Origin of the sequence: Leptospira ainlahdjerensis, from assembly GCF_016919175.1 — a bacterium.
Lineage (GTDB): Bacteria > Spirochaetota > Leptospiria > Leptospirales > Leptospiraceae > Leptospira > Leptospira ainlahdjerensis.
Window position 1 is genome coordinate 165,906 of sequence record NZ_JAFFPU010000024.1, and the last position, 13,282, is coordinate 179,187.

12 protein-coding genes are annotated in these 13,282 nt (G+C 42.5%); 2 read left to right on the forward strand and 10 right to left on the reverse strand.

Annotated elements, in window-relative coordinates:
* The gene (locus JWG45_RS06010) at nt 1-891 is read right to left on the reverse strand and encodes a fructosamine kinase family protein (protein ID WP_205278853.1); all 891 of its coding nucleotides are present in this window, start codon (nt 889-891) and stop codon (nt 1-3) included.
* A gap of 108 nt (nt 892-999) precedes the next feature.
* On the opposite strand from JWG45_RS06010, the gene JWG45_RS06015 reads away from it, so the two are divergent.
* Nucleotides 1,000-1,929, forward strand: a complete 930-nt coding sequence (locus JWG45_RS06015; RefSeq protein ID WP_205278854.1) for a glycosyl hydrolase family 18 protein — start codon at nt 1,000-1,002, stop codon at nt 1,927-1,929.
* Here the strand turns inward: JWG45_RS06015 and JWG45_RS06020 are convergent.
* Nucleotides 1,926-2,636 (reverse strand): hypothetical protein, encoded by a 711-nt coding sequence (locus tag JWG45_RS06020; protein WP_205278855.1) that lies wholly within the window; start codon nt 2,634-2,636, stop codon nt 1,926-1,928. The genes JWG45_RS06015 and JWG45_RS06020 overlap by 4 nt on opposite strands.
* A gap of 343 nt (nt 2,637-2,979) precedes the next feature.
* On the reverse strand, nt 2,980-3,969 hold the full coding sequence (locus JWG45_RS06025; RefSeq protein ID WP_232380542.1) for a GlxA family transcriptional regulator: 990 nt from the start codon (nt 3,967-3,969) through the stop codon (nt 2,980-2,982).
* A gap of 150 nt (nt 3,970-4,119) precedes the next feature.
* Here JWG45_RS06025 and JWG45_RS06030 point away from each other — a divergent pair, with 150 nt between their 5' ends.
* Entirely contained in the window at nt 4,120-4,506 is a 387-nt protein-coding gene (locus tag JWG45_RS06030; RefSeq protein ID WP_205278856.1) for a DUF1304 domain-containing protein, read from the forward strand.
* 123 nt (nt 4,507-4,629) lie between these two features.
* Here the strand turns inward: JWG45_RS06030 and JWG45_RS06035 are convergent, their stop codons facing one another.
* From JWG45_RS06035 to JWG45_RS06065, 7 genes are read right to left on the reverse strand one after another with little or no spacing between them, the layout of a single operon-like run.
* Complete coding sequence (locus JWG45_RS06035; protein WP_205278857.1) at nt 4,630-5,451, reverse strand: NADH-quinone oxidoreductase subunit B family protein; 822 nt, start codon at nt 5,449-5,451, stop codon at nt 4,630-4,632.
* Nucleotides 5,448-6,857 (reverse strand): hydrogenase large subunit, encoded by a 1,410-nt coding sequence (locus tag JWG45_RS06040; protein ID WP_205278858.1) that lies wholly within the window; start codon nt 6,855-6,857, stop codon nt 5,448-5,450. Before JWG45_RS06040 ends, JWG45_RS06035 begins: the two co-directional genes overlap by 4 nt.
* Complete coding sequence (locus tag JWG45_RS06045; RefSeq protein ID WP_205278859.1) at nt 6,858-8,066, reverse strand: proton-conducting transporter transmembrane domain-containing protein; 1,209 nt, start codon at nt 8,064-8,066, stop codon at nt 6,858-6,860. It lies immediately after the preceding gene.
* The gene (locus JWG45_RS06050; protein ID WP_205278860.1) at nt 8,063-8,683 is read right to left on the reverse strand and encodes a formate hydrogenase; all 621 of its coding nucleotides are present in this window, start codon (nt 8,681-8,683) and stop codon (nt 8,063-8,065) included. Before JWG45_RS06050 ends, JWG45_RS06045 begins: the two co-directional genes overlap by 4 nt.
* A gap of 17 nt (nt 8,684-8,700) precedes the next feature.
* Nucleotides 8,701-9,588: an NADH-quinone oxidoreductase subunit H gene (locus JWG45_RS06055; RefSeq protein WP_205278861.1), complete on the reverse strand. Its 888-nt coding sequence runs from the start codon at nt 9,586-9,588 to the stop codon at nt 8,701-8,703.
* Nucleotides 9,555-11,276 (reverse strand): proton-conducting transporter transmembrane domain-containing protein, encoded by a 1,722-nt coding sequence (locus JWG45_RS06060; protein WP_205278862.1) that lies wholly within the window; start codon nt 11,274-11,276, stop codon nt 9,555-9,557. The genes JWG45_RS06055 and JWG45_RS06060 overlap by 34 nt, the downstream gene beginning before the upstream one ends.
* 21 nt (nt 11,277-11,297) lie before the next feature.
* Complete coding sequence (locus JWG45_RS06065; protein WP_205278970.1) at nt 11,298-13,136, reverse strand: alginate export family protein; 1,839 nt, start codon at nt 13,134-13,136, stop codon at nt 11,298-11,300.
* Nucleotides 13,137-13,282 lie beyond the last annotated feature (146 nt).

Consider the following 13,282-nt stretch of genomic DNA (forward strand, 5'->3'; position numbering starts at 1 on the left):
TTAACTTTTACCGTAGTAACGAAGGATTTGTCTGAGCGAGGAAAGATAGGAAGGTCCGAAAAGATTGATGTGGACTAAAACCGGATAAATCTGCCAAAAAGGAATTCTATCCTTCAAATGTTCGGGATCATCCACGCCTATAAAAGAAAGAATCTGTTGCATCTCTTCGAGATTCAGAGAACTACCGAATAAATTCAACATGGCGAGATCTTGTTCGGGATGAGAAAAGGAAATCGATGGATCGATCAGATACGAATGTCCGTTTTTTCCCGTTAGAATATTTCCGGACCAAAGATCTCCGTGAATCAATCTAGGACGGGAACGATTGAGGGACCATTCTTCCGTGAACTTTCGAAAAATATCGGTCACACTCTCTAAGTCTTTGGAAGCGATCAACTTTCTTCCGAAAGCTAAGTCCAACTGCGGTGATAAACGACATTCCCAAAAAAATTCCTCAAAAGACGCAAACCACCGATTCTTTTGAGAAAGAGTTCCGATAAAATTGTTACGCTTCCAGCCCCAGGAGTTGCAATCCTTTTGGTAGAGCAATTTCAGACTTCGGATCAGATCTTCTCTTGCGTCTGAACTAGTTCCGGATTCGATATAATCCATCACGAGAAACCAGGAATTTCCTACCTGCACGGATCCGTAACATTCCGGGACGCGGACTCCGACTCTGTAGAGTTGTTCGAGGGATTCTTTTTCGGTTTCCGCCATTTCTCGATTGGGAATAACTTTTATGGCAAAAGAATGGGCAGGAACCGTCACAAGATAGATTTCATTGAGGCTCGAAGAATGCAGTGAAATTCTCGGTCTCAAGCCGGAATTCAAAATTCCCAGTCTTTCTAGACCTTCGTAGATCGCCTCTTCTAATCCTGCTTTGATGACCAAACTCGCTTCCTCCCGGATTAGGTCCGGTCCTATTCTCTGATTAAAAAATCGGTTCGAAAGGTTCCCGGATTGATTGAAATTTAAGAAAACGTATTATATCCGTAAGACGTGATCATTCTCAAAATTCTTACCTTACTCTGTTTATGGAACGTTTCCTCTCTTTTTGCCAAAGATCCAAAGCCGATCTGGAATTATACGACCCACGAATCGATCGAAAGGGAATCCCTTTCTTATTGGACAGATTTTTTTTCCAAATCGCATACTCTTTGTTTTACGGGAACTTATCTCAAAGCGGACGGAACTCTAAAATCTGCCCCGCTTCCGAAATCGTTCTCATCCTTGAGTCAGAGATATAAGGTCCGGTTGATTCCCTTGGTCACCGTCTATCATCCAAACGGATGGCATTTCTTGAAAACGGAAACCGGAATAAAACGAGCCACGGAAAGCCTGGTTCAATTTATAGAACAAAATCCTAATCTCTCAGGATTGCATTTGGATATCGAATCCATTTCAAATTCTCAAAAATCGAATTATAAAAGATTTCTAAAAGATCTCAGAAAAAAACTTCCTCAGGAAAAAATCCTGACTTTGGCTCTCTTTCCTCAGGTGGATTTTCCAAATCCGAATTCTAAAATTCACTCGGAACTTTTAAACGCGGATTTTATCGACGAGTTCGTACTCATGAGCTACGATTTCCATTCTTCGAAAACGGATCCGGGTCCGGTGACTTCCATTTCCTGGACAAAGAAGAATTTGGAATTCTTATCGAACCAAATTCCTTCCTCTAAACTTTGGTTGGGGCTTCCGCTTTACGGTTACCTTTGGAAACGAAATGGAAAGGTTCGTATCATCAGCCAAAGGGAATTCATCAAAAGGCAAAATCGTTTTAAAATCACGGAAGGAGAAGACGGTTATCTTAAGATTCAGGATTCTACGGGAATCGGTTTTATCTCGAACACGAAATCGATTCTTCAATTGCAGAAATTGATCGAAACATACCAACTTAAAGGAACAGCTTTTTGGAGAATCGGTTTTTAACGAAAATCGTAAACGATCTTTACGTTAAGGCTTTTTCCCTTTTCGTCGTTGATGTTCGACGTACCTTTGTATTCCATAATTCTTCTAGACTCGATATCGTAGACCATATCGATCGGTTTTACAAAAACTGAAAATAGAGCGTTGTCGATTTTCATTCTTAAGAATAAAGCGGGTTTTCCTTTGTATTCTCCCGTTTTTGTTTTGAAAACGGAAAAAGCAAACGTATCTCTTTCGACCGGAACCAAAAATCGAAAACGAATCGTTTTTCCATCGATTAAAGATTCCCAATTATTTTTTACAAAATAATCAAAACCTCCGTCCATCGAAGCCGGCTCCGAGAAGGAGATCGTTTTTTCCTCTAACGGTTTTTCCGAATTCCGTCGTGCGAATAATTTTGCGGATCCGGATTTTAAAAAGGTTCCACCTTCCAGATAACCGTCCCGTAAATCGTCCAATTGGAAATCGGGGATGGAGGGATTTTTGGAGAATTGGATTTTCTTTTTAGCAAAAACCTTTCCCTGCGGATTTTTATATTGAATCCTAGAATAGGAATGATTTCCGTTTTCCCAAATCTCTTCGTGATGATCGTAATAGAGAATTTTCCCGGATTCTAGATCCGTCGCCGTTCCAAAAAAATGCATCTTTTTTGTTTCACCAAAAATCGAAACTGATAAATTCAAAATTAAGAATGGAATGATGATTTTCATTTTATTTCCCTTCGAATTCCTTTTCTTAGACTTAAAAGACGGGATTTAGAAATTTATTTTTGACTCTTAAAAATATAAGAGTGAGTCCACTTTCGGATTCGAAAGAATTTTGGTAAGATTTGTTTTTCCCAAAAGCGAATGTCTTTGAGTTTAATTGGAAAATTCCTTCCTTTGAAAAATGAAAATTTGTCGGTCGGACCCCGGATTTTGCTTTCAGAATAAAAATCCGAAGAGTGAATCGACCCTACGTTTCGAATTTTATAAAAGGAAATTCTAATGAAATCAGTTCTTTTTGTAGAGTTGAAAACAGGGATCAGCTTTACACGATCCGGAAAATGAATCGTTATTTAAACCGAACCGGGATTTTAATCGAATGCCGACGCCGATGTTCCAGAGGATTGATTCCGACGTATCTTTTAAAAAGGACTCGAAAAAAACCTACGTTTTCATATCCGACGGCGTAACTTATCTCTTCGATGGAATCTCCGGATTCTTCCAAACGACGCCGGGCCCATTCTATTCGAAGACGTTGCAAATATGTCGAAGGCGGATCGCCAGTCGCTTGTTTGAATCTTCTTTTTAAACTTCGAGAACTCAAGCCTACTCTTTGTGCTAAGGTTTCCATAGAAATCGGATTCGTGAATTCGTTTTCTAGAATGTCCTGCGCAGCTGCTATCGGTACATCGTCGTGGTGTTTTTGTACTGCAAAGGTCATAAAGGGCGTTTGCGAAATTCTGTCTGAATCGAGAAGGAAATGTTTCGCACATTTAAGCGCAACTTCTCTTCCAAGGGATTGTTCCAAGACGTGAAGACTAAGATCATAGAATGCGTTACTTCCGCCGGAAGTCAAAAAATTGCCTTGGTCGATCACCAGTTTGTCTACATCAAGATTTACATTCGGAAACATTCTTCGAAAAAGAGAAGCAAAGTGCCAGTGTGTTGTCGCGGATTTTCCTTCCAACAATCCCGTGGAAGCCAACAAAAAAGCCCCCGAACAAACGCTCGCGATTCGAACTCCTTGCGCCGCCGTTTCTTTCAGCCATTCTATCTCAAGCCCACACCTCCGTTTGATCGCGACTACGTTTGGCCCGATTGCCGGGACGATTACAAGATCCACTTTTTCGCACCGACCTACGAGATCCGGTTTGATTTGTACACTTCCATGAAGTTGCACCGGCTCCGATTGAATCGCGGCGGTACGAACTCGACATATCGGAGGTTTCCTACGCTTTTCGAGATCCATTCCCGCAAATTCAAAGAACTCGAAAAGGCCGGTAATCACGGAAGCAGGCGCTCCGGGAATCAACAGAATGACAACGTCCATATTCGGCATTCAAAGTCTGTTTTGGCAGAATCACAATAAAAACTTCATTTTGGCAATATTTTATGAGGCCGAATCACGTCTAAAATTGGCCTGGTTGTGCCTTTACAAAAGAATAGCCGCCTGCTAAACTACCGGAACAAATCTTTAGGAGATGATAGGATGATTTTAACCGCAAGAATTCTAGCCGGCATCGTAGGTGCACTTCACGTTTGGATATTTCTCATGGAAAGCGTTCTTTGGATGCGTCCGGCAATTCACAGACGTTTTGGCGTTACGGACAAAAAGTTAGCCGAGGCAATGAAGGGTGTTTTTCTAAACCAAGGTTTTTATAATCTTTTTCTCGCAATCGGAGTTCTTTACGGAGCGCTCTTCTTCGAAGTTCACGCGAATTTTGCACCGGCAATTATGATCTTTTCTTGCCTTTCCGTTTTTGGAGCGGGCCTCGTCCTTTTTGCTTCCAAACCAGCTATGGCCCGCGCCGCGATTATTCAAGGTTTACCGCCTTTGATCGCAATCGTGCTAATCGGAGTTTCAATTTACGGTTGATCGATAGAAAAATCCGGAGCAGGTTTGAACCTTTCCGGATTCGTTTTTTCAGTTCGCTTGAAATACATTAGAATTTTATAATTCTTTTTGTAATTCGAGTTTCGACCATTCTTTCTTTTTGAGTTACTTTTTCTCTCTTAAGTTTAGAACGTGTTTCGTCAATTCCGCACGAAAGGAAAATTCTCTAATTCCCATCAAGTAACGAAACGCCGATATCATCACGTCCGGTCTAGGCGGATCCCCGCCGATGAAAAGATCCGGTTCCTTAGGAAGTTTTCCCCGTTTGAACAATCCACCCGAGACGGCTTCCGTTCCACATGCGATCAATGCTTTTGGAGAAGGCATCGTTTCCCATGCTGTGTCCAACGGCCCTTCCATATTCTGACTGACCGGACCGGAATATACGAGCGCATCCGCGTGTTTGGGAGAAGCAACCACACGAACTTTACTGGCTTCGCTGTCAAAAAGCGCGTTGAAACTCGCGTTGATTTCCGCTTCCGTCGTATTGTTTCCTCCGGCTGCGATTTCTCTATATTGAAAACCGGTTCTTTTTGTGATCCTTTGAAATTCTTTCACTTCATCCGAAACGTTTTCGTTTTTTTCATCGGGAATTCCGTCGGTATAAATCACCTTAAGAGAATCTCGATCGAAAGAATAAACATGAACAAAACCTGAATCTACGATCTTTCCATCGGAACATGCTTCCGAACATCTTCCACATTGAAGACAAGCGCCGTAATCAAAGCTCATCTTTTCCTTGGAATGAATTTTGAGGGAATGCGTCGGACACACTTGTTCGCAGGATTTACAGGATAAGCAGGACTCGTTGGACCTTAAGACCGGAACCGGAATTCCTCTCGCATTCGAATTGATCGGCGAGACTTTTTCATAGTTCATCGTTTTTGCACGACGAAAGATATTCAAAATTTCGTATATTGCTTTCATAGGTCCACTCCGACATAACTGAGGTTGAACGATTTGTTATTTAGCGGGAAATCTCCGATATATTCGTCTCGAACCGCTAATTCCAGAGCATGCCAGTTGGGAACGGAAGGATCCCTAATATATGCGCCTTCGATCGTTCCGTCGTCTTCCAGATCGAGAGAAACCAATACCGGCCCTCTCCAACCTTCCACCGCCGCATGATAAGATCCTTTTTTTACGGTTTTAGACGCGCTTATTTTTCTATCCCTAAAATCCGAAAGAGCTTCTATTTTAGGAATAGCTTCCACTAACCATTTACTGCTTCTCAGCAATTCTTCATATCGTATGTAAAATCGAGCCCAAGCGTCACCGTTCATGTGATTGTGATTTAATTCCAAGTTGATCGGCGAGCTGAAGTCATAGGATTTTTCCAACTTGCGTAAATCTCGGTTAAGACCGGTGCATTTTTCCACCATACCGATAAAACCAAGCTGTCGAACTTGCTTTTGTAGAATTACGCCGCAGGTTTGTAATCTTTCACGATTGGTTGAAACGGAAGCGGCTCTCAGAAAATGTCCGGCTACGTCAGCCGTCACCGATCGAATCCTTTCTGCCAACTCGGCTAATTTTTCGCGAGTCAAACCCGGCCTCAAAGAAATCTTCCCCGGTGACAACGCCCCTCGTCCGAATCGATTCCCGGTCAGCGCTTCCATAACACCGAGCGGAACTCCCCTCTGCAGGGAACAAACCCCGTGTAACGGATAATAGCCGATGTCTTCCGCGATGCCGCCCATATCGCCGATATGGGTCGCGATTCTTTCTAATTCTAAAAGCACCAATCTTGCAAAATCTATTTCTTGAGGAACTTCGATCTTCTGAGCTTCCTCAAAAATTCTTGAAAACGCGATTCCGTAGGAAATCGTACTATCCCCTGATATCGCCTCGGCGTAAGGGAAAGAATTTTTCGGACCTTTTCCTTTTATCATTTCGATCAAACCTCGTTTTTGAAAACCCAAACGAATGTCCAGATTCTTAATCAATTCACCTTGAACGATAAAACGAAAGTGCCCCGGTTCTATAACGCCGGCATGTATCGGTCCGACTGCATGGGAATAGTGGTCGGCAGGGATCGGAACTTTCAGTCCTTTATATGATAAATCCTTAATTCCTTTTTTCGTTACAAATTTCTCGAGATCCGTTTTGCGTCCAATGTTGATGTATTTTTCAAAATCAAAAGCCGAATAATCTTCCTCTCCTTGATCGACGCCTAATGAATGTCGTAGAATCCAGATAGGATTTGCGGAATCCTCGATGATTTCCTTTTGTGTGTGTTCTATAACTTCGCGTTCGATTCCTTCGCTGGAAATCCAAAAGCGATGATATCCTTTTTTTCCTTTTCTCGGATATAAACCTGTGACGGTACGCATTCAAAATTCTCCTTGCAACAATCGATAGAATCCCCAAATTCCGAGCCCTATGACCGTGAAGCAGAGAAGTAAAGAATCGATCAGTCGAACATTCAACGTGAAAGCGAAGTTTTTTGCAAAAGGTCTGTGTTTTAGATTAAACAACGGAACGGTCTTATAGATGGTCACTCCAAAAAAAACCAAACCGAGAAACGGAACTAAAATTACAAACCATTGCTTTTGTGCCCAGCCAGCCTTTAGAAGCAAGAGATCGCTTACAAAAATCGGAGATCCCGGAAGTACAAACGCAAGAAACAACGCGATGGTATAAAGGGAAAGAGCTCGTTTATTGATCGCTTCCGAAAGAAATATCTTACTCAACTCCCTTCCTCCCGAATCCATTCTCACGATTCCCATGGTCAAAAAGAGAAGCGATTTTAAGACGATGTTACCCGCCATTATATAATTGAAAGTTGTCTCCGGTAGATCCATCCAAAGAAAAATAGCAAGCGCACCGCTGTGAAATAACGCGACTTTCGCGGTCATCATTCGTAAATCATTCCTTTGATACAAAGCGACGATACTCTGAAGCATCGTCGCAATTCCTAAAATCAGCAATCCGTCGGCCGCGCTAAAAGTGGTCGGGTACAACTTATGGTCCATCTGAACAAAAGGACGAATCGCAAAGCATACGGAGACGGGAATAAAGGCCGCAATGAGAGCTGAAATTTGACTCGGGCTATCGCCATAGGTATCCACGACCCAAACGTGATTCGGAAACAATCCTAACTTCGCCGAATAGCCGAAGATCGCTAACCATAGACCGATTTCGATCCATAAGTTTTCCGGATGTTCCGAAATACGGCCGGCGAGAATTTCAACAGGATGATCGATACCGTGTAACGTCGCCGTTACGATGATAATACCTAAAAACGCTAGACCCAATCCGAACGAATTGATTAACAAAAACTTCCAAGCGATCGGGAATGATTTCGAAGTTCCGCTGGAAGAGACGAGTAACGTTCCCGTAAAGGTAGTGGCTTCAATGAGCACCCATTGAAAAGCTGAACCTTCCGAATTCCAAGCTGCAAAACTCAAACCTGCACAAAGCAACATCAAAAACGACCACATCGTAATCTTACTTTGACCTTTGGTCGGCGCGAAAATATATGCGATCAGGATGAGAAGAAGAACAACCGCTCCAATACTGTTTAAATAAAGTAAACTCACGCGGAAACCTCCTCTTTTTCGGATTGAGGATCATTCTGCATACTGACTCGAAGCGTAGAAGCCGCGCCGATAATAAACACGGCGTCCAGGAAGGATCCGAATTCTATCCCTAACGGTAAACCGGTCCGTAAAATTTGAGTTAATAGAAACGTTCCATTTTCAAAAACTCCGAAGGAAGCGATCACAGGAACCCAATGACGACGAACCACAAAGCCGACCATTCCTACATACAAAAGCAGGAATGTATAAAGAAAGGACATTTGATTTACTTCACCAAATCGATATTTGGTGAAACCGAACATCAAGAATCCTATCAATGCGCCGACCGAAAGAAGTGCAAAAGTTGGTATGTAGCCGATCTTCGGAAATGTGGATTCTACGGAGTTCGTCTTTCTCGCCGTCCAGAAAAGTATAAGAGGCGTCAAGATAACCTTAAAGAAGACGATCATCCCCGCTAAAAAAAGACTATGAGTGTTAAAACCCGAGTCTTCAAAAAGTGGGACTAACAGAAAGATACTTTGAAAGCCGAGAAGTAAAACTAAACGTTTTATCCTATTTTCCAGTAGAATCACAACTCCTAGAAGAAGGAGAATTAAATAACTAAATTCTGTTCCCATATATTTTCCTTAGGATCTCATCCTAATTTGAGGAGAATGCCCAGAAAGAGCATAAAGATAAAATTTAAACCCAATAACTCGGGAATCCAGCGCCAACGTCTTCTTGTGCTATTCGATTCTATATAGCCGACACAGACGGAGACAAAAAGCGCACCCAAAATCGCCACGACGTCCAACCAAAATTTCGGGATGGTATGATTTATAAAAAATTCCCCGTGATAAATTCCGATCTTTGCGACGAATAAGAATAGAGAGCTTGTTTTGAGTTGTTGAGCTAATTCGAAAAATGCACGCCTACTTCCCGAAGCTTCCAAAAGCATCGCTTCGTGAACCATCGTTAACTCGAGGTGGGTTCTTGGGTCGTCAAACGGCGGTTTGGCGATCTCGGCGAGAATTACGAGCGAAGTGCCGAGTAAAAACAAACCACCGAATGCAAGACTTGCGAAATTCGCGTTTACTACGATATGCGACTCGAAAACGACCAAAACAAGAATCAGAACCGGTTCGCAGAACACAAACAAGATCACTTCTCTTGCCGATCCCATTCCCGCAAAGGAAGTTCCGTTCTCCACGGCGTACGCCAATAAAGCGAATCGGATGATTCCTATTAAGAATGGAATCAAAAGAAAAGGCGCCCATTCGTAACTGACCAAACTCCAAAGAACCAGACCCGCGACAAAAGCGATGATCGGCGAGGCTTCCGTAAAAAATCCGGAAAACGGACCATCCACCGGTTTTTTACGAATCATCCGAATTGTATCGTATAAAATCTGTAGAACGGGCGCGCCGATTCTCCCCTGTGCATAAGAACGGATTTTGAGTACGATTCCTCCGCAAAGAAACGGAAGAAATAGAAATGAAATCACTCGAACTATTGAGTCAAGGTATCTAAGAATAATTTCCATAAATCTCCTTCGGCCAATTTCAAGCCAATGATCAAGAATAAGAGCAAAACAACCGTTGCCGATGAAAATGCGAGATTGATTGATATCGTTTCTTCGTCAGCTTCGTTAACCTGCGTTTTAAAGGTGTCTAACAATTTCACAATTCCTTTCAAAATCGCTTCATCCAGCCTTGAACTTCCGTCTTCGTTCGTAAAATATCTCCCTAAGGAAGCGAACAACGGATTAGAGACTCCCTCTGAAGGAATAGCCACATCGGGCCCTTTGTAATCTCCGCCGCAGTCCCAAAGTTTTCTACGTTCGATTTTTGTCCTTAAACCGAATATTCCGATCACCAAAAACATTAAGAACCCGATCAAATTCACACTCGCCAAACCTCGATACCAATTCTCATCCAACCAAACTTTGGTCGGGGAATAATAGAGAGTATAAGCGGATATACCAAGTGATACTCCGAGAATCAACAAACCGCTTACAATCAAAGAGTATCGAACAAGTCTCGGGGGAACGTGTTCCGGCCAATTTACGCGAGGTCTGGAAACCACCATTCCTAAAAAAATTCTCAGATGCCCGACAGCGCCTAACGCTAGTCCGGAAGAAACCAATATCAAAAGAGGAAGAATTAGAATTGCACTTTGTCCCGGGATATCCAAAACTCCGGCAACGAGTTTCACAAAAGTCGCCTCGGTTAGAAATCCCGTTGTTCCGGGTAACGCGAGAAAGCTAATCGTTCCCAAACTCAACAAAGCTGTCGGCAGTCCCGAATTCTTACCGATACCGGTATTGTGATCGATATGAGAACTTCCTGAAAGTTTAAGAAGATAACCGACTGATAAGAATTGAAAAGTTTTGCTTATACTATGATGGATGAGAGAAATAAAAAAGAGAAAAGAAAAGGATCTGCTTAAAACCTTGAGTCCTTCGACATCGCTGTCCTTCCATAGTGCGGAAAGTAACAAACATAGCATTAGAAAATTTGTATTTTCAATCGTGCTGTAAGCGATAGCTTTTCTGACATCCTTCGCGAATACCGAACTTAGTCCAGCCCACAAAACCCCGAAACCCGCCAAAGGAATCAATACTTTTATGATTACCGAACTTCCGATCCAAGGAACGGCGAGTTGATGAAAAAGAATCAACGGAAGATTGACTAATATTCCCGAATAGGCCGCGGAAGCGTGAGGTGGAGCGCCTGCATGCACTTCCGGGAGCCAAAAGTGAAAACCGAAAAATTCAGCCTTAACCAGCAAACCTAAAACTAAGAAGAATTTTCCCAAATCATCGTCAGGAGAATAAATCCAATAGGTAAAACAGAAAATTCCGATCCCGCTCGCAAGCAGAAGCGCGATAAAACTTTTTGCCGAAGAAGAAGTCCACTTTTCTCCTTGATAAAGCAGAAATCCGCTGACTGTGGACAATTCCCAAAACAGAATCAACCAAAGCGTCTTACCTGCAAAAAAACAAAGTCCCGTGCTCAGAAAGAAAATCGCGTATCCCAAAAGAACCGTCTTCTTTTTAAGTCCTTCATACCCGACTACGAAAACGGAAATTATTAAACCGACTACCGCTTGAAGACTCAATCCAACAAGAATAGCGCCTTCATGATCAAAAAGACTCTTACCGAAAGCTTTTCCAATCAGAAAAGGAGTGATAAGACTCATTAAAACGAGTAAATAAGATACTATGACCATCGATTATTAAACCTCCTTTGCTTACAGTGCCGCGTTTACTTGGAAAAAATAAACACTCGCATTGTTTGCGGACGTATGTTGTTTTATAAACGCCGCCCCGTTCAATTCAAATTGATTCGTACTTCCGTTATAGAATAGAGGACTATTTCTATAATTTCGCACAGAATTTCCTGCGATTAAAAATCCGGCCCCCATCCAAATGGAAACGTTATCGTTCAGCTGATACATCCAAGTTAAATCCAATTCATTGTAAATATTCCTTCCTAATGAATAAGATTGTGTATAAGCGTTTCCGGTATAATTCTCGGAAGACCCCGCAATCGCCGATTGTCCCGCCGAATTCGTTGAGACCGCAACAGGCGATGCGAGCGCGGAACCCGCTATTGAATTGGCGCCTCCGTTGATCGCATACCACGCGTCGTTCTTTTGCACCTTATCATTGATGATATACGCCAACTGAAACGTTCCCCATTTTTCAGATTTGTAGGTTATATTCGAATTCCAAGAACTTAGATTTTTTGTATCGATATTCTCCGATAAACCGGCTACGTTATTCCAATAAGGAATCACGCCGAATCTCGGATTAACAAGAGTTTGAAACGTAGACGAGGTTCCGTCGGCGCGATTATGGTCACCCGATGCATACGTATATTGAAAACCGAAACGAAGTTTTTCATCGAGAGTGTATCCGGTTTGAAAAACATGGAAGGAACCCGAGTATTTCACGCGTTCGGTTCTCATATCCGCTAGTTGAGCAGAACCGATCGTGCCGGAAAGATCACTTCCTAAAAATTGTTTGTGAATTCTCCTTCCGTCATAACCGTTTTGCCACGCACTTTCGACGGTCCAGTCCCAGGATTTTCCCTTCGGAAGATTATTCTTTGCTGTTCTATTTGTAAGTCGAAAGCCGGTCGTGTAAAGCTCGTCGTTTTGCCTTTTCCTGTTCGTAGCCAAAACATCGTCCGTGGTCGAAACCGGTGTCGAATTAGGAATCCATTTTTTTACAACATCTATATTATAAATATCTAACGTTACTTCGTTTAAGATATTAAAACTATTATAGGTTCCAAATAAAGTCGTGTCCGATTGAGAAGCGGAAGGATTCGAATTTCCGACAGTGAAATTGAATTTCGGATCATTAGAGGATAAAACCCCGTTCACTCCGCTTTGAGTCCAGAACGGCCTCGCCGCAAAAAAGTGAAAGTTCACTTTCTCATAATCAAACATCAGTCGTGCGCCGTCGAAAGAAAGTCCGTTGATCGTCCAGTTTGCTCCGCCGATCATCCTTTGATCCCCGTAAGCCCAAATCTGTCGACCGATCTGAACCTTCGCCTCGAAAGGAAGTTTTTTTAACATCACAAACGCCTCACGAATACTCGTGTTATTCGGAGAAATGGAGTTATTTGTTTTTCCGGGCGTATTCGGATCCGAGCTCAAAGTTGGAGTGTTGCTAAAAAAACCGGAGCGAATATCTCCCGCGTTAGCGGGTGATTCCCCTCCCCAAACTCGGGCGTCTTGCACCGTAATCTTAAAACTTACATATTGACTGGGGTCCATTAAAAAATACAGAGCAGACGTCTGCATGATTCGATCCGTGTAAGCATGATTCGATCGATCAAAGTTCAAGTTATTTCTGGACTCGAATCGAGGGCGAATGTAAACTCCGATTCGAATCCAATCGTTCAACCACATCTTATCGGAGAAATTAACCTTTTTAGATAGTTCAGGTTCTAAGAACGAATGACGTGTGTATTCCGAAGTGAGTCCGTTTTTTCTCATGGGAGAAACGTATTTTTCGGAATTCTCTTCATCAGTTGATTCTACGGTTTTATTTTCCGCAATCGGATCGGCGGCCTTCATGGTCGTTTGTGCGAAGACGGAAAACTGTAGACTTAGAAAAACCGTACAAAAAAGGAATGGATTCCAATGTAAGCTCTTGAAAACGAATCTCTTCGAATGAAAATAACAACCCGACGTCGTATTTGGGTTTTCTTGGAACAAATCCG